Origin of the sequence: Undibacterium sp. Ren11W (assembly GCF_049340485.1) — a bacterium.
Lineage (GTDB): Bacteria > Pseudomonadota > Gammaproteobacteria > Burkholderiales > Burkholderiaceae_D > Undibacterium.
Genome location: NZ_JBMPPB010000002.1, coordinates 182,309 through 198,658, shown reverse-complemented (window position 1 = coordinate 198,658; position 16,350 = coordinate 182,309). Strand labels below are relative to the sequence as shown.

Sequence of the window (16,350 nt, the reverse complement as noted above, 5' to 3'; positions counted from 1 at the left end):
GATCAGATGATCTATTTTGAGTGGGCGATGAGCCTTTTTATATATTGAACATTCGCTTCATTAAGTGTGTTCTGAAGTCTCGTTTTGTGTGAACAAACATGTGAACCAAAACCTGCTTGTCGTCATATTCATAAACAATTCGGGTCTGTCTTACAAATCGCAATCTGAAGTTTCCTTCACCCAAATCATTTAACTCTCCAATCATTTTTCCTGCTTCTGGATTTGATCCAATGTTGGAGATTGTCGTTTTGAATTCTTGATTGACTTCATTCCAAACCGTTTCACCAAACTGATCCTTCACATAGCTTTTTATTTCTCTGTAGTCTGGTTTGGCAACATCAAGAATAATAACTTTTCGGGTCATTCTTCTTTATCCATTTCTGCAAAGAAGGCATCAGCTTCCTGAAAATGGCCTTGTTCAAATTCCTTTCTACCAATCGCAATTAACTTAAGAAGGGCGAAAGTCTCTTGTTGTCGTTCGTATTCATGAATGTCCATTACTACCATCTTGGCTTCACCATTCTGAGTAATGATGAGCGCTTCTGGATTGCTGGCAAAGTTCTTCACAATGTCGGCTGCATTAGATTTCAGATAGGAAATTGGCTTTATCTGTGTGGCTAGGCTCATGGTGTTTACTCCTGTTGGTGGCATGCGCCTTAATATAGTCCAAATTTAGCCAAGCATCAACGGATTTGGGTAACAACGAACAAAAAGGTAAGAACAATATGGGTCAGCATCGACGCAAATAATTGATGCTGAATATCTCTTTATGCTAATTGTTCTTCAAACCGAAACACATTCTCAATTACAAACAGTTTCGCCTAAGCTTGTTTGTTTGGGTTTGTTTGGGATTGTGATGTGTTTTTGATGCTTTTTTTGCGGTTTGTTTTCTGATGGGATGCTGCTGCTTGTGAGAAGTAAGGATGATAAATTATGCTTGTGGCAATGAGCTTGACGTGAAATACTCTAGCTAGGTGGCATAAATTTCCACTCCGTTTTTATGGCTTATTAAATGGCTTATGACTCAGGTGAAATAAGAACAGGCAGCAAACCAATGGGATTTCGATTTTAAATGAACATGTCGCTTAATTCGAATGTAAGACCTGATGCCGAGATATTCTGAACGCAGGCGTCTGACGTTTGGGCTACTGCTCTCCTTGACGATCCACGCGATGTTGTTAAGTCTGACCTTCGATGGTCAAAGTGATGGGGTTCCGGGCTTGGGCTTACCCTGGCAGGATAGACGCAGCGAAGTTCCCGATTTGCACATTGTGCTAGTTCCGCAGCCAGTCATGCATGCAGAAGCTTTGTCGAGTGCAGGCGGCGAGCTGCTTGGTGATATGAAGCCGACGATGCTGACACTCGTGCATGTTGAGTCGCCCCCGAAGGTAGCGGTTGCCGCCGCAAGTCCAGCGCAAGGCAAACCTAAGAAAAAGACTAGGGTAAAGACGATCATATCGTCCAGTTCTGCAGCTGCGATTTCGCCCACACCCGTCAAAGCGCCGAATGAAAATAGGGCGGCCTTGCCGAAAGCTACAGATGACTTGATCGCCGTGGCGAATTCGGACAAACCCACATGGACCGTGCCTCCTGCGCCAGAGGTGCCAGCACCGGTCACGACGGTCGCGTCGCAGGCTGAGCTGCTCGAAGCTGGACGGCAGGAGATGATAAAACAAGCGGCAAAACAAGCTGCAACACAACAAGATGCAGCCAGGGCAGAAACAGCACGGCTAGAGGCTGAACGCAACGAGCTTGCAAAGCAGGCAGCACAATCTGCAGCGCAACAGGAGGCCGCCCGTCAGGAAGTGGCCAGTGCGGGTGCTATGAGAGTCGAAGCGGAGCGCCAGGCAGCCGCAAAACAAGAGGCAGCACAGGTCGAGACCGCGCGGGCAGAAGCTGAACGCAAGGAAATATCACGTCAGGAAAGCGCTAGACAGGCCGCCGCACAACAAGCAGTGGCGCGGCTGGAAGCAGACCGAGCCAAAGCCGCACGCATCGAGGCTGAACGCCTGGAAATTGCAAAACAAACGGCAGCGAAACAAGAGGTAGCACAGGTCGAGGCCGCGCGGGCGGAGGCTGAACGCAAGGAAATATCGCGCCAGGAAAGCGCTAGACAGGCCGCAGCACAACAAGCAGTGGCGCGGCTGGAAGCAGACCGGGCCAAAGCCGCACGCATCGAGGCTGAACGCCTGGAAATTGCAAAACAAACGGCAGCAAAACAAGAGGCAGCACAGGTCGAGGCCGCACGGGCAGAAGCTGAACGCAAGGAAATATCACGCCAGGAAAGCGCTAGACAGGCCGCCGCACAACAAGCAGCGACGCGGCTGGAAGCAGACCGGGCCAAAGCCGCACGCATCGAGGCTGAACGCCTGGAAATTGCAAAACAAACGGCAGCGAAACAAGAGGCAGCGCAGCAGGGTGCAATCCTGCTTGAAGCCGCACGGTTGGCCGCCTTGCAAGCAGAGGCGGAACAGCGGCAAGAAAAACTGCGCGCCATTGGGCGGCAGCTGAACGAGGAAGCCAGGCAACGCGAAGTGGCAGCCGCACAGCGCCAGTTACCGTCTGCGAGCAGCGCGCGTCGCGGCAGGCTGTTAGGCTACACCAATCCCAACGCCGAGCTGGTCTTGTATGCACAAGCGTGGAGCCAGAAGATCCAGCTAAACACAGCGAATGACACGGTTCTTGCAACAGCAAAGCAGCCCCACATCGATCCCATGGTCACTGTGGCCATTCGAAGCGATGGATCGGTGGAATCGATCACTTTCGTTGTTTCCAGCGGTGTGCCGGCCATCGATGAAGCAGTACGGCGCATTGTCAATAGTCAGGCCAACTATCCGGCATTCCCGCCGGGGCTGGTCAAGGAGTTCGACGTTATCGAAATTCGCAGAAGCTGGTACTTCGACATGGCGATCCGGCTGCACTGAGTGCTTTGAAGTGCGCCAAGGAATTGAGAAACCCGGGTCAGATCTGTATCTCTCCTTTATCAGCGACGCAGGTCGTTCGGCCTACTCGCTGCAATCGCGCATGATTTCTCTGTATCGGAATTGCCGTTTAAAATCGCTGTGCTAGGTAGTGCGCCGAGTAATCTGGCCTTGCGCGGGATGATTGAACTGCGGTCCAAAGGGGTCCGGTCCAAAGGGGTCAGCATCAATTATTTTTTAAGCTGAGCATGTCTTCATTTAAAAACCCATCACGCATATTCCATGCGCTCTGCAGGCCAATATGCCGCCACGAGCCGCAGGCGTATTGCACCGCATGGTATCGTTCATAGACGCCATGCGATGCAATAGATAAACCCATTGCGGCTTACTGGCTTGAAGACCAACATCAATAATACGTGTTAGCTACCGTGTTTTGAAATCTTCAACGGCCTTCACACTGCCCTCATTCAAATACCATTTACCAGTAGCAAATCAAAATCTGCGCCACTGCGACGCAATTGTTTTAGATGCTCGTGTTCTGGATCTGTGTACCAGGCTTGCGCATGTTCAGCCGTGGGGAACTCTATCATTACTATCATCGCGCCTACTTGTAAATCGCCCTCCAGCTTTTGCGGGGCGGATCTGGCCAATAGTCTGCCTTGGTGGCGCAAAATCAAAGCCGGCATTTTTTCGCCGTATTCCTTTTGCCAATCTGTATTGTGGACGGTGATAGAACCGATTGCATATGCTGCCATTTTTTTTACCTCTTTCATTAAGTGTTGAAGGACTGGCTTGATCACTCTGCAACGCCAGCGTGTTTGTCACGTATGGCATTATTCAACAATGCAAGAAGCGGATAAATGGCCTCACGCTTTGTAGACCCGTAACTTATAATTTCGAATATGAGTAATAAACTACAAAGCATGCATGTCTTCGTTGTTGCCGCCACTTCAGAGAGCTTCGCGGCGGCCGCGCGTGCACTCGATATGTCGTCGGTGATGGTGGGCAAACACGTACAGGCGCTAGAGCAGCAGCTAGGCGCTAGCCTGATAGCGCGCACTACGCGCAAGCAGACATTGACTGAGATAGGCGTCAATTATCTGGAGCGTTGCCGCGATGTTTTGGCCAGCGTGGCTGCCGCCGACACCGTTGCCGAAAACTTGCGCGCCACACCGCAAGGCAATTTGCGCATTAGCGCGCCGGTGGCTTACGGCACGCATCGCTTAATGCCCGTCATTAGCGAATATGCAGCCAACTACCCGCAGGTTAACATTGATCTTGAATTGAATAACCGTGTGGTTAACATGGCGGATGAGGCGGTCGATGTGGCGATACGCTCCGGCTCTTTGTCAAATACTGATCTGATCGCCCGCCCCTTAAGGGCTAGCCGCATGCTGGCGGCGGCCAGCCCGTCTTATCTGGCACGGCATGCGGCACCCGTGCATCCGTCCGATTTGGCGCAACACAATTGCCTGTCCTTGGCGGCTTGGGGTAGCAAGCATGTTTGGCGCTTTACCAAGGCCGATGAGACAGTGCCGGTGCCGGTAGAAGCGGCGTTCGCGAGTAATTATGGCCAGGCATTATTGGCCGCCGCAGTGAGTGGCATGGGTGTTGTGGTGCAGACCGACGCATTGCTGGAAGCCTCTATCGCTGCCGGGCACTTGATCTTGTTGTTACCCGATTGGGAGCTGCCTTCACGTGCCTTGCATGTGGTACGCCGGGCAGAGATACGGCCTAGTGCCAAGGTGCGCAGTTTTGTTGATCTGGTCGTTGCCAGGTTGGCTTAGTTTATTGCAGCTTGCTTGAGATTTAATTCGGCATGGAGCGCTAAGAATTCAAAACACAGCACCGCCACCAGGCAATCTACATGGAAGTCGGAGCTCAGGCCTTAGATTTGACGTTCGGGGGTGCAATCGAGGGCAGTTCTAACTTTCCAATATGTTCAAAACCCATCACGCATATCCCATGCGCTCTGCAGGCCAATATGCCGCCACGAGCCGCATGGGGATTGCGCGAAGGATTTCAGCCAAGTTTAATTAATCAAGGCAGCATGCGGGTTGAGCCCGCTCAGCGCGAGCGAATAAGACCTGCGCCTAACATCAGGCACGGCGTAATTCGTCAAGCCGCAGTGCGCGAGGTGATTTGCCTCTAATCTAATCTGGAACTTCATCGATCCCGCGCGGCTCGCTGCGCGGTTGCACGTTCATCGCATGCCGATAGGCGCTGGAAGCCTCGTAAGCTTTGATGCGCACCCGCATGATAGAGCCCAGCGGCCGATGTTCGGGGATGCAATGCCAGGGATTGAAAGACAGAACGTCGTCGCCATACACGCGGCGGGCCGGGCTATAAGCATCCTGCGGCAACAGGCTAATCTTGGCGATCGCCTGATGCGGCGAGCGCTCCTCTGGCCAGATGATCGATGCATCTTCGACCGGCATCGTATCAAGGTCCATGCAAAGTTGCGCGCGCAGCTCATACTCGGCGCCCTGCGTCGTAAAAAACGCGGCGATCTGATCGCGCACTACCGATGGCGCGTGATTCGGGTCATAGGTCTGGCCGGTGCAGGCGCGTACCGCGGCAGACAGCGGCGCGACGCTGATCTTGGCGACATGATCACCGAAGCGAATCGCCGCCATGCTGTGAAAGGTCTCGCCCAGAATGTGATGATTGGGCGTACCCAAGGCATCGAGCGTCGGGCTATCGACACCAACCAGGTCGAGCACTGCAGCCGCAGCCTTGGCGAGCCCAGCAACGGCGATTTGCGCAGCCTGCGGATCATCTGCATGCTTCTCCAGCACTTGTTGCATTTTCCAGTAAGCGTTGATGTGCCCAAACGGGATCACCGGCTGATTGACCAACAGAAAATCCTGGGTGGTCTCATCCTCATGCCCGGCAAGAACTTTGCGCCCTGCCACATCCAGCACCTTGATCGCCATGCCTTTGGGCGAGGCAATTTTATCGCTATTGATATCGCCGGGTGCCGACGAAAAGCGCACGACTATCGGATACGTGCCTGGCTCGCGGAACAAGCCCTGGCGCAAATGCGGCATCAGGTCAGCGTACACTGTGAGCGTCCCGACCAGCACACCGTGGCTCTTGGCGTGCGCATCGCGGCTGGCGTGGCGGTGCTTGTCGAAGACAATACGGTTGAGCCGCGCCATAGAATTGACAACCTTGTCGATCAGTTGCGCTTCATCCTTTTGCAGAACTTCGATAGTGTCGCTATAGCGGAGATAGCTGTCTTGCGGCGGTACCTTGGCTGCGTTCATGATTCATCTTTCTGATTGAATAGCAAAGGATCTGCTGTTGCAGAACGGCGCGATGTCACACAGATCACATCGGCGCTGCTTGAACGGATACTGATCAAGCTCGTTCTAGCCCGATCTGGACTTGCCATGGCGGTCACGAGCGAAAATCTAGTGACCCATCCTACGCACATCTAGGCCTGAGTCTGTGCGTTGACGCGCATAAGATTTGAAACGATAGGGGGAATCGATAACGGTCTAAGCGATCGGAGTCAGCATCGCCGATTGTAAAACCCATCACGCATATCCCATGCGGCTCGCAGGCCGATATACTGCCACGAGCCGCATAGGGATTGCGCAGTCGATTTCAGTCAGTTTGAAACTCAGAACCGATAAGAGTCAGCTTCGGATTAAATTTATGCGATGCTGACCCTTTAGATTCTCATCTACAGACTTCATCTGTGGCTTACATTGCATAGCCGCTGGCCTTCAAGATCGCAGCCGGATCGCGCAATTCAAGTAGTGTGCGGATGGCCGCGCGTTGATCGGGTGCATGCGCGACGTAGGCTTCGGCGATACGCATTCCTATCCAGTAGCCGGCCTCGCATGGCCATCCTTCCGGGGCGCTGCCACAATTTGCGAACCATCGCTTAAAGCGCGGGCTGGCGATGGGATTGCGCAGGCTGTCGCGGTCTGCCAGCATGGCTAGTCGATCGCGCTGGAACTCTTGCCACAACCAGGATTCTCGTTGGCGCGCCCAGCCGTCGCGATCCAGATTCGGCACTGCGCCAGTGACGAGCTTGGTCAGGTAGTCGGCGACGCCTTCCCTTAACGATTGACTCAACAAGGGGTCGGCCAGCGCTTGCGGCGTCTCGTCGTCCTGCCAGGTGTGGACCGTTTCGTGCGCAAAAAAACCACGCATGGTGGTGCGGAACTGCTCGGGTGTGGTGCCGCGCGGGCAAGTCACCTCGAGGCCGATCACCTGCGCATCGGCGCTAGCGGTGCCGCCCGAATTGAGGGCCCCGAATACGATTTCTATCGCGGGCAGCGGACGTTCCGGGAGTAGGCCGGCGTAGGCCAGGTAGATCGCCCGCAAGTCGTTGCGCAAGGCCGGTAACTGCGGCAGACATTCCCGGATCGCATAGCGATAGGTGTCGGGCTGGGCAGCGACCGCCCGCGCCAGACGTTGCGCGTTGATGATACGCATAGGCGTGAAGATTTTCACGCCAGGTCCGGCACCGTCCAGATACTCGCGCTGCAGGATTTCGGCGGTTGGCAGAGCGCCATCCTTCATCAGCTTCGCGAAGCGCAGAGCGTCGCGAGCGCCAATGTCGGCTGCCAAGGGGTCGACACCGAGGGCAAACACCGCGCTGCACCACAGCATGGCAATGGGCACAAACATGCTTCTGATTTTCATCTATTTATTCTCTTGGTGAATGAGCCGAGATCGGCCAAAACAGGGTTATCGCTTTGGCAAGCGGCGGCTGATGCCGGTGCAAACGCACATCTTGCCTGCGATTTCAGGGGGCCGTAGCGCAAACATTTGTAGGTGTACGGTCGGCGCCGATTGTAGATGCTTATTGTGGGATTGTCACTGAAGGTTAAGGTCTCATTTTGAATGATTCAGAATAATCATAGAGGCAGTTTCGACTATTTTTTGAGCTGAATATCTCTTCATTTTGAAACCCATCACGCAGATTCCATGCGGTCTGCAGGCCCATATCGTGCCACGAGCCGCATGGGGATTGCGCGGACGATTTTCAGAAAGCTAGCTCGGGCTGATGAAGCTTTAGCTCACGCTAGGCCTTAGCCGCGGTTTTACGCAAGCAATAAACCAATTTTTGGCTTGCATATCTGTGCCAAATCCGCTATTAACTCGGGGTGCAAGAAATCTGTAAGATTGTACTAAAACACTCACCATCACAGGAGTCAACATAGTGTCTAAAATCGTCCGTGTAGCCATTCAGGAAGACGTCCCGCAACTGGTGTGGCCAGCATGCTGTCCCAAGTGCGGAACTACGGAAAAGCTAGTTAACACCACTAGCCGTATCGGCCGCGTGAAATCGATACGCCCTAATCTGCTTGGCGGCATGACCATGAAAAGTGATGTTTTATATCTGTCTTTCCCAACTTGTCAGAAGCACGCTCAGCAAACCCACTGGGCCAACACCATTCTTGAGAAGAGCCCCTTGATGCAACTGCTGCAGCTGCTCATTTATATGGCGGCGCTGTTTGCCTTGCCACTGATCACGCGACCCAAAGCTTTTATTGCCGACTTAGGTTGGTTTGCTTTGATCCCTGTAATCGGCTTGTTGGGTGTCGCTTGCCTGGTGTGGGCGCGCAGATCCAGCAGCGTCTGGCCCATGCATTTTGATCCGGATATGGATGTGATTGCCATACGCTTTCTTGATGAAGATTATGCCGCAAAATTTAGACTCGCCAATCGCAAAGCCACCAGCAACAGCCTGACACAAGCACCACCCTGGTATAAGCGCGGCCTGATCTGGAAGCTGCTCGTCGTCGGGCTATTTATCGCCTTCATGGCAAAATTGATGGCACACTAAAACTGCGTCAGATAACTGTTCCTGGTCCGCAGATTCGGCATTGCGAATCTGTTGATCAGTATGGCGGAATCACGACAAATTTAGCGGTGGCTGCAGTTAGCGCTACTTTCCACCATTTTTAAAAGATCATCACGCATATCCCAAGCGGCTCACAGGCCGATATGCCGCCACGATCCGCATGGATATTGCGCAAACGATCTCAGCCAGTTAGCGTCGGTGTTACACAGCCAATAAATTAATTTTGCCCTAACATGTCCTCAATCGCCACGCGCAAACGCCGTTAAGGTATCGCCGGCCAATCTATAGCGTATCCATTCGTCTTGCGGACTTGCACCCAAGGATAAATAGAATTGGATCGCAGGTTCGTTCCAATCCAGTACGCTCCATTCCAGCCGGCCGCAACCGGCGTCACAAGCGATGCCTGCTAAATGACGCAGCATTTTTTTGCCGGCACCGCTACCGCGATGTTCGGGGGAGATATATAAGTCTTCCAGATACATGCCCTTGCGGCCTAACCAGGTCGAGTAGCTGTAGAAATAGATGGCAAAGCCGACGGCCTGCCCGTCTATCAGACAGATCAAGCCATGTGCCGGGCTATCGGCTGCAAACAAGCTGCGCTCAATATCGGCCACGCTGGCGATTACTTCATGCTCCGCCTTTTCGTAAATCGCCAATTCGGTGATGTAGTGGTGGATCAGCGCAGCGTCACTAGGCAAGGCGTCACGTATTTCAATCTTCATACAGTTTCCATTTTTCAATTCGCATTTGCGTGATAGTAAGCATTCTCGTACTATGCAGCAAGTGCAATTAATTCACTCAATTATGAACAATCTGCATTTGGACTTACGCAAGCTAGACCTCAACTTATTGCTGGTCTTTAATGCTTTATATCAGCAAAAGTCTGTCACTGCTGCCGCCAACGAGTTGGCCATGAGCCCATCGGCACTTAGCCATGCTCTGACACGTTTGCGATTATCACTTGGCGATGAATTATTTGTCCGGCTAGGCAATCAAATGCAAGCGACGTTAAGAGCCGAGCAAATCGCCGCCCCTATCAGTCAGGCATTACAGCAATTGTCCGCCAGCCTGAGCTTAAACGAACGATTTGATCCTATCAGTAGCGAGCGTTGCTTTGTCTTTTCGGCGTCTGATTACACGGCGTTTGCGATTTTGCCGCGCGTTATGGCCGCCTTACAAAATAGCGCACCTAAGCTCAAGATCAAGGTTGTCAATTCCCAGCAGAAACTAGCGATAGAGGATCTGGCTGCCGGCCATATCGATTTTGCTTTAGGCTATGACGAAGAGCGTTTGCCGCTACCGCCCGGTATCGAAGATTTTGATTGGCTGCAGGACGAGTATGTCGTGATTGCCAGTCAACAGCATTCCTTGATCCGTGGAAAAATGACGCTGGCTAAGTATTTAAAAGCACGCCACGCCATCGTCACGCCCTGGAATGAAAACCGTGGCGTCATCGATTTTGTCTTGGATGGCCTGTCCGTGCAACGCGAGGTCGTCATGCAGTTACCGACCGTGCTGGTCGCGCCTTTTATTGTCGCCGAAAGTGAGCTGCTCATGACCATACCGCGCCATGCCGCTGAAACTTTGGCGCGTGCTGCGCCTATCACGATTTATCCGGCACCATTCAAGATCCCACCGTACACCTTAAAAATTTATAGCCATCGCAAATATGCGCGGACTGAAGCACATCTTTGGCTGCGTAAAGAGTTGATGCGATTGGTGCCAGGTTCGTAGCGGCCCACCGCTTGCTAATGCAGCCCATTTCAACTGATTCAGATGAATTGATTTTCAAAAAAATACGCTTAATGCGCATTAAATTTCCTGAAACAGCGCTTCGTTGCCACGCCTTGCCATTCGTCGGCGCTACTGTCGATTCGTCGCAGCCTGGTGGACTATGGTGTTTTATCTGTCGCAAACTGAGGTTCTTCATAACCACTTTGTACAAATATACGATGAAAAATTTACTGCGCTTTCCGATTTTATTGGCTTCATTCTTTTGTATAAGCGAACCGGTATGGGCTGCCGAGGCTACTATCATTCCACCTATGGTGACTATCAAAGCGGGTGATTTTTTAATGGGTAGCACGGCTGGGCCGGATGGCGATGGTGGTATGGAGCCTTTAGAAACACCGGTACATAAGGTGGCCATCAAAAGCTTTCAACTTTCTAAATATGAAGTCACTGTCAGGCAATTTAGGCAATTTGTCGAAGCCACTGGTCATACCGTGGGCACGCAATGCTGGCGACTTGCCGGTAATGATTGGGGTATTGAGATGGCAGCTGGAAGTTGGAATACACCCGCCTATGCACCCAGCGACTTCCATCCCGTCATGTGTGTAAGCTGGGATGATGCACAGGCTTACGTACAATGGCTTACCAAGCAAACGGGTACAAAATATCGCCTGCCTAGCGAGGCCGAGTGGGAGTATGCCGGGCGTGCCGGTAGCACCGGCAAGTACCATTTTGGCGATGATGCTACGCAGTTGTGTCGATACTCAAATGTTTATGATCACGCTGGCAAAGCGGCAAAATTACGTGATTTTGGTAAGGACGTGAAATCGATAGATTGTGATGATCAGGCAGAAGCTACCAGCATCGTCGGTATGTATCAACCGAATGCCTTCGGCCTCTACGATATGACCGGTAATGTCGGTGAGCTGGTTCAAGATTGCCAGCACACCAGTTATGCCGGTGCACCGAATGATGGTTCGGCCTGGACCACCAATTGTTACAAGTTGGGGGGCGGAACGATGATGATACATCGCGGCGGCTCCTATAATAACGGCCCTAAGGGCGCAAGGATTAGCGCGCGCGGGCATGCCGGGCAAGATAATTACAGTAGCTTGGGCGAAGGTTTTCGTCTGGCCATGGATATTACGACAGAGGCGGCAGCGTGTTCTGCCAACCCGGCAACTGCATCGACCTGCAACAAGCTAAGCAAGGAAAATACTTTTGAGACGGAATTGGCGATAGCGCAAAAAACAGAACGTACGCGTAGAAATAAATTAATGGCTGAAAATAAGGGGAAATAAATTACTTTCGTTATGCATATCAGGGCCGCGCTGGATCAGGCCTGGCAATCATTTTGGGTGCTCAAGAAGCATCGTAATGAGCCGGCCTGGGCTCGTCTGCTCATTAGCACCAGCCTCGCGGTTGTGATCGGGCTTATTTTGATGACGCTGTCTGGTCTGTTGACGAACAGGGTAGACGACTTCTACTGGTGGGGCGCTGTGCTAAAGGGCAATCTGTTGATGTGCGTGAGTGTTGCGTATGCTATTCATGCACTGTTTCGACTGCTGGAATTAACGCTCCCCGCAGCCACTATTGAGCGTATTGCTACAGCGCCTAGCTGGCGCTCTTGGATGTTGCTTAACCTCATACTGATTGTTGGCACAATACTCGGTAGTGCGATAGGTTTAAGCCTATTTGGCATGGTCTACCATTTTGATCCTTGGCACGGGCCGGCGCAAAACTCGGGGGTTCAGATCAAATTTTTGATGTTTTGGGCTGTAATGATCTTGGCGAACTGGATTTGGTGGGTGATTAGGCAGAAACGACGCGCCCTGCAGCATCTGGTGACGCAAGCGCAGCTACGCTTATTGCAAGCGCAAATAGAACCCCATTTTTTGTTTAACACCTTGGCCAATGTGCAGAGCCTGATGGATTATGATCCGCCACGCGCTAAACAAATGCTGGAAGTATTCACCGACTATTTGCGCGCCAGCCTTGGGCAATTGCGACATGCCGATAGCGCACTGGAAGGCGAGCTGGAAATGGCGCAGAATTATTTGCAATTGCTGCAGATACGTATGGAAGATCGCTTAACTTTTAAGATACAAGCCAGTGCACAAGCGCGGGCCGCTTTTTTGCCTACACTCTTGCTGCAGCCCCTGATTGAAAACGCTATCCACCATGGCTTAGAGCCGAAAATTGAGGGCGGCCATGTGCATATCCGCGCTGAGGTGTTACTTGATCGCTTAGAAATTTGCGTCGATGATGATGGCCTTGGGCTAGACGCGCCGCGCCGCTCAGGACGAACTGGCAACGGTATGGCGCTCGCCAATATCCGTGCGCGTTTGCAGACCAGTTATGGCAGCAATGCTTCATTGAGCTTAATACCGCAGACTACTGGTACCAGGGTCATCATCAATCTCCCCTATGCGGCCCAACCTAAAATGCCATCATGACCCGTGCCCTAATTGCCGACGACGAGCCACATCTGGCGCAGTATTTAAAAGACCAATTGCAGCAACTCTGGCCTGAATTGGACATTGTTTATGTCGCTAAAAATGGGATAGAAGCGGCCGCGCAGATAGCGGCCTTACAGCCAGAATTGGCCTTTCTGGATATACAAATGCCAGGTTTGAGCGGGCTAGAAGTAGCGCAAGGCATAGAGGGATTGACCCGCGTGGTCTTTGTCACCGCCTATGATGAATATGCCTTGCAAGCCTTTGAACATGCGGCCCTGGATTATTTGCTCAAGCCGCTAAAAAGCGAGCGACTGGCGCGCACTTTGGATAGGGTTAAGACGGCACTTGCGGTGCAAACGTCGGCCGAACCAGTCTCGCCAGATGCACGCTTATCTACGGTGTTACAGCAACTGTTGCAGGCGCCACAAGCACAAATAAATCAGTCGCGCTTGCGCTATGTGCGTGCTGCGCAAGGCGCGCTGATGCACCAGATTGCCATTGAAGATGTTTTGTTCTTTCACGCCGATGATAAATATACGGTGGTGCAGACCGCCACTGCCGAGCACCTGATACGCACCAGCATTGCCGAATTGGTAGCGCAGCTCGATCCTGAACAATTCTGGCAAGTGCATCGCTCTACTTTAATTAATCTACGCTATTTAATGAGTACGCGGCGCGATGAAAATAGCCGGCTGTTTCTGCTGATGAAGCATCATGCACGCGAACTGCCGGTTAGCCGTGCCTATATCCATTTGTTTAAGGCGATGTAAGCTATAGACTTGCGACTCATCGGTGTAATTGTCGATGCATCGCCAGCTAAACCTTCTACCAAGTAATTTCTACGTCCTTGCAAGTATTCACGCAGATTAAATCAAGGGCTGGGATTCTAAGCTTCCAACATTTTCAAAATCCATCACGCATATTCCATGCGCCTCTCAGGGCGAAATGCCGCCAGAAGGCGCATGGATATTGCGTGAATGGCGTTACGAAACATCAAGATCCGAGCACACGCACTTCTGCAGCAGCAACCACTCTTGCTCCATTCACCTCTGACAATGCGAGCAATTTAACGTAGCGTGCGTTGACGGTACTAAAATTCACGCTAGACATGGAGATTGTTTTCGCCCAGGTGCCCTGTCCCATTAATGACCAGTTAGTCGCATCGAGACTAATCCACACTTGGTAGTTTGCGATATTGCCTTCATAGATATTGCTTCGCGCTTCCTGCTTTGGCAAATAACTGAGGCCATTGACTTGTCGCACGCCACCCAGATCCAAAGTGAGGTAATGCGGGAAGGCAGAGTCGGCACTGCTCCAGGCGTTCATAGGATTATCGTCCAACACGTTGGCCGCACCGCCAGAGACCGTTTGGCTGTCATAAGCGATCACTTTGGCGACTGTCCTTGGCAATACTCCTGACACCAAGGTTTTACTGACACTGCCTTCTATGTGGCCGCTAAATCCTCTCAGGAAGGAAGAATCGGTGGGAATAAAAGCGACTAAATCGTACCATCCATCTTTGGTGTACCAACTATCAGAGACCGTGGCACCTGCTGCGATTTGATAACTCCAGGGACCATCGCTACGGTAACCGCCGGCGCACACCCTTACCTCGATGGGGTTGCCGGAAGTGAAGGTATTCTTCATATTGAGAATAATGCGATTGGCCGCGATATCGTAAGCAGCAGTGATCTCGATTCCATATTTGGCCAAGTCGCCACGGTAGCGGCGGGTAAAACCATTTGGCCCATAGGCGGTCATGTCAAATTTTCCGCTGCTGGCAGAATTCACAGAAAAATAGTCGGTGACGGGCGCATTCGTGCCAGTACCGGCGGGGACCACGTAAGACCAGGCCGCATACGCGCGAAATTCATTGACGACGACATTCACGGCGCAACCAGCGGTGCCGGCGTTACTCATATCGAGCCAGAGCCGGCCACCCGCTTTGTCCGGGCGCGCAGAGACATTGAGTTGATATGGCAGGGCTTGCAAAACTTTCGCGCCTGGCTCTTGTGACAATAAGACTTGATTGCCCGGCACCCCGACTGGATTGGTGACGGAGCATACTTTTACTTTGTCGTCAGTGCGAGGTAACACCGGCACGCTGGGGTCAACCGTATAGTTGCCGCCGAAATTGAGTGCCGAAGTGAGATCACCGCAAACCGTTTTTCGCCATGGCGTAATATTCGGTGCCAACACGTCGCGGTTAAAACGCGCTTTGATCCACTTCTCTAAAAAGCGATTGATGGAGGTATGGTCAAAGGTTTCCGAACAGACTCGTCCACCGCGGCTCCAAGGCGAGATCAGCATGGTTGGCACACGCGAACCGAGACCATAAGGTGTATTCGTGCCGGGTGCCAGTTCGGCAGTGCGATAACTGGACTGGAAAGATTCTGTCGGCGGCGAAGGCGGTACCACATGGTCAAAAAATCCGCCATTTTCATCGTAGGTCAGAATGAATACGGTTTTCTCCCAGACCGACAAATTCGATGCCAGCGCATCTAAAATACTGTGGATATAGTTAGCACCGGCAGACAGGGAATAGTTGGGATGCTCAGTGGTATTGGCAGGCCCGACTATATACGACACCGCGGGTAATTTGTTGGCCATGACGTCAGCCTTGAAATCGACGATGCTCATTCCCGCTGCAGAGCGCTTGATACCGCGTTGATAGAGAGGCGAAGTGGTGGGCGCGGTATTAAAGAGTTTGAAGCCGTCTAATGAGTTGTCGCCATAATTATCTTGTTCTTGATAGGTCTGCCAGGAAATGCCTGCGTTCTGCATTAATTCAGCATAGGTGGTCCAGGTCCAGCTATGTCCCGGTGCATCGCCGCCATTGGTTTCGCCACCGGAAGTGCCGGTCCATACATATAAGCGATTCGGTGCAGTGGAGGAAGCGGTGGAACAGAAATACTGATCGCATACCGTAAATTGGTCCGCTAAGGCAAAATGAAAAGGGATGTCGGCACGCGTGTAATGGCACATCGTGCTAGTACCTTTGGCCGCGATCCAAGAATCATATTTTCCTGAGTTCCATGCCTGATGTCCGGTTGCCCAATCATGTGAGAGATCGGGTACGCATTCTTCCGTCACACCGGATCGCGAGGCGCGGAAAGGCAGGACGGTAGTACTGCCATACGGTTGAGAAAAAACACTCGTTCCATTCAGAAAGCGTTGCGGATGGGGATCGCTAAAGCCTCGCACGCCACCAAGCGTGCCAAAATAATGGTCAAAACTGCGGTTTTCCTGAACCAAGATCACCACATGTTCGACATCGGCTAATGTCCCTGCGGGAACAGGTGCGGCCAAGGCTTTTTGTAAAGAGAGCGGCAGTAAACCTAAGCTGGCACTGGCCCCTGCTGCAGTCGCGGCAAGGGATAAAAACTTACGGCGAGGAGTTGGATTTGTCATG

Annotated in this window: 15 protein-coding genes; 7 read left to right on the top strand and 8 right to left on the bottom strand. The window is 52.2% G+C overall.

The window, feature by feature from the left end:
- Positions 1 to 37 precede the first annotated feature (37 nt).
- Positions 38 to 364: a type II toxin-antitoxin system RelE/ParE family toxin gene (locus tag ACO0K8_RS07515; protein WP_422946033.1), complete on the bottom strand. Its 327-nt coding sequence runs from the start codon at positions 362 to 364 to the stop codon at positions 38 to 40.
- Complete coding sequence (locus ACO0K8_RS07510; RefSeq protein WP_422946032.1) at positions 361 to 627, bottom strand: type II toxin-antitoxin system Phd/YefM family antitoxin; 267 nt, start codon at positions 625 to 627, stop codon at positions 361 to 363. The genes ACO0K8_RS07515 and ACO0K8_RS07510 overlap by 4 nt, the downstream gene beginning before the upstream one ends.
- Positions 628 to 1,106: 479 nt before the next feature.
- On the opposite strand from ACO0K8_RS07510, the gene ACO0K8_RS07505 reads away from it, so the two are divergent.
- On the top strand, positions 1,107 to 2,924 hold the full coding sequence (locus tag ACO0K8_RS07505) for a TonB C-terminal domain-containing protein (protein ID WP_422946031.1): 1,818 nt from the start codon (positions 1,107 to 1,109) through the stop codon (positions 2,922 to 2,924).
- Between the two features lie 223 nt (positions 2,925 to 3,147).
- On the opposite strand, the gene ACO0K8_RS07500 is transcribed toward ACO0K8_RS07505, so the two are convergent.
- Together ACO0K8_RS07500 and ACO0K8_RS07495 are read right to left on the bottom strand one after the other, a co-directional pair.
- Positions 3,148 to 3,300 (bottom strand): hypothetical protein, encoded by a 153-nt coding sequence (locus ACO0K8_RS07500; protein WP_422946030.1) that lies wholly within the window; start codon positions 3,298 to 3,300, stop codon positions 3,148 to 3,150.
- Positions 3,301 to 3,388: 88 nt separating this feature from the next.
- Entirely contained in the window at positions 3,389 to 3,676 is a 288-nt protein-coding gene (locus ACO0K8_RS07495) for a DUF1330 domain-containing protein (RefSeq protein WP_422946029.1), read from the bottom strand.
- A gap of 147 nt (positions 3,677 to 3,823) precedes the next feature.
- On the opposite strand from ACO0K8_RS07495, the gene ACO0K8_RS07490 reads away from it, so the two are divergent.
- Positions 3,824 to 4,708, top strand: a complete 885-nt coding sequence (locus tag ACO0K8_RS07490; RefSeq protein WP_422946028.1) for a LysR substrate-binding domain-containing protein — start codon at positions 3,824 to 3,826, stop codon at positions 4,706 to 4,708.
- Between the two features lie 366 nt (positions 4,709 to 5,074).
- On the opposite strand, the gene ACO0K8_RS07485 is transcribed toward ACO0K8_RS07490, so the two are convergent.
- Positions 5,075 to 6,190 (bottom strand): catalase family protein, encoded by a 1,116-nt coding sequence (locus tag ACO0K8_RS07485; RefSeq protein WP_422946027.1) that lies wholly within the window; start codon positions 6,188 to 6,190, stop codon positions 5,075 to 5,077.
- Positions 6,191 to 6,632: 442 nt separating this feature from the next.
- Positions 6,633 to 7,460, bottom strand: a complete 828-nt coding sequence (locus ACO0K8_RS07480) for a hypothetical protein (protein ID WP_422946026.1) — start codon at positions 7,458 to 7,460, stop codon at positions 6,633 to 6,635.
- A gap of 643 nt (positions 7,461 to 8,103) precedes the next feature.
- On the opposite strand from ACO0K8_RS07480, the gene ACO0K8_RS07475 reads away from it, so the two are divergent.
- A complete protein-coding gene (locus tag ACO0K8_RS07475; RefSeq protein ID WP_422946025.1) occupies positions 8,104 to 8,730 on the top strand; it encodes a hypothetical protein in 627 nt (208 codons plus the stop codon).
- 257 nt (positions 8,731 to 8,987) lie between these two features.
- Here the strand turns inward: ACO0K8_RS07475 and ACO0K8_RS07470 are convergent, their stop codons facing one another.
- A complete protein-coding gene (locus tag ACO0K8_RS07470; protein WP_422946024.1) occupies positions 8,988 to 9,470 on the bottom strand; it encodes a GNAT family N-acetyltransferase in 483 nt (160 codons plus the stop codon).
- Positions 9,471 to 9,522: 52 nt separating this feature from the next.
- On the opposite strand from ACO0K8_RS07470, the gene ACO0K8_RS07465 reads away from it, so the two are divergent.
- The 4 genes from ACO0K8_RS07465 to ACO0K8_RS07450 all read left to right on the top strand — a co-directional run bounded on the left by ACO0K8_RS07465 (position 9,523) and on the right by ACO0K8_RS07450 (position 13,708).
- The gene (locus ACO0K8_RS07465) at positions 9,523 to 10,482 is read left to right on the top strand and encodes a LysR family transcriptional regulator (protein WP_422946023.1); all 960 of its coding nucleotides are present in this window, start codon (positions 9,523 to 9,525) and stop codon (positions 10,480 to 10,482) included.
- A gap of 218 nt (positions 10,483 to 10,700) precedes the next feature.
- Positions 10,701 to 11,780 (top strand): formylglycine-generating enzyme family protein, encoded by a 1,080-nt coding sequence (locus tag ACO0K8_RS07460; RefSeq protein ID WP_422946022.1) that lies wholly within the window; start codon positions 10,701 to 10,703, stop codon positions 11,778 to 11,780.
- Between the two features lie 12 nt (positions 11,781 to 11,792).
- The gene (locus ACO0K8_RS07455; RefSeq protein WP_422946021.1) at positions 11,793 to 12,935 is read left to right on the top strand and encodes a sensor histidine kinase; all 1,143 of its coding nucleotides are present in this window, start codon (positions 11,793 to 11,795) and stop codon (positions 12,933 to 12,935) included.
- Positions 12,932 to 13,708, top strand: a complete 777-nt coding sequence (locus ACO0K8_RS07450; protein WP_422946020.1) for a LytR/AlgR family response regulator transcription factor — start codon at positions 12,932 to 12,934, stop codon at positions 13,706 to 13,708. Before ACO0K8_RS07455 ends, ACO0K8_RS07450 begins: the two co-directional genes overlap by 4 nt.
- Before the next feature lie 223 nt (positions 13,709 to 13,931).
- Here ACO0K8_RS07450 and ACO0K8_RS07445 read toward each other — a convergent pair whose 3' ends face one another.
- Positions 13,932 to 16,349, bottom strand: coding sequence for a phosphocholine-specific phospholipase C (locus ACO0K8_RS07445; protein ID WP_422946019.1), 2,418 nt, complete (start codon positions 16,347 to 16,349; stop codon positions 13,932 to 13,934).
- Position 16,350: the final 1 nt, after the last annotated feature.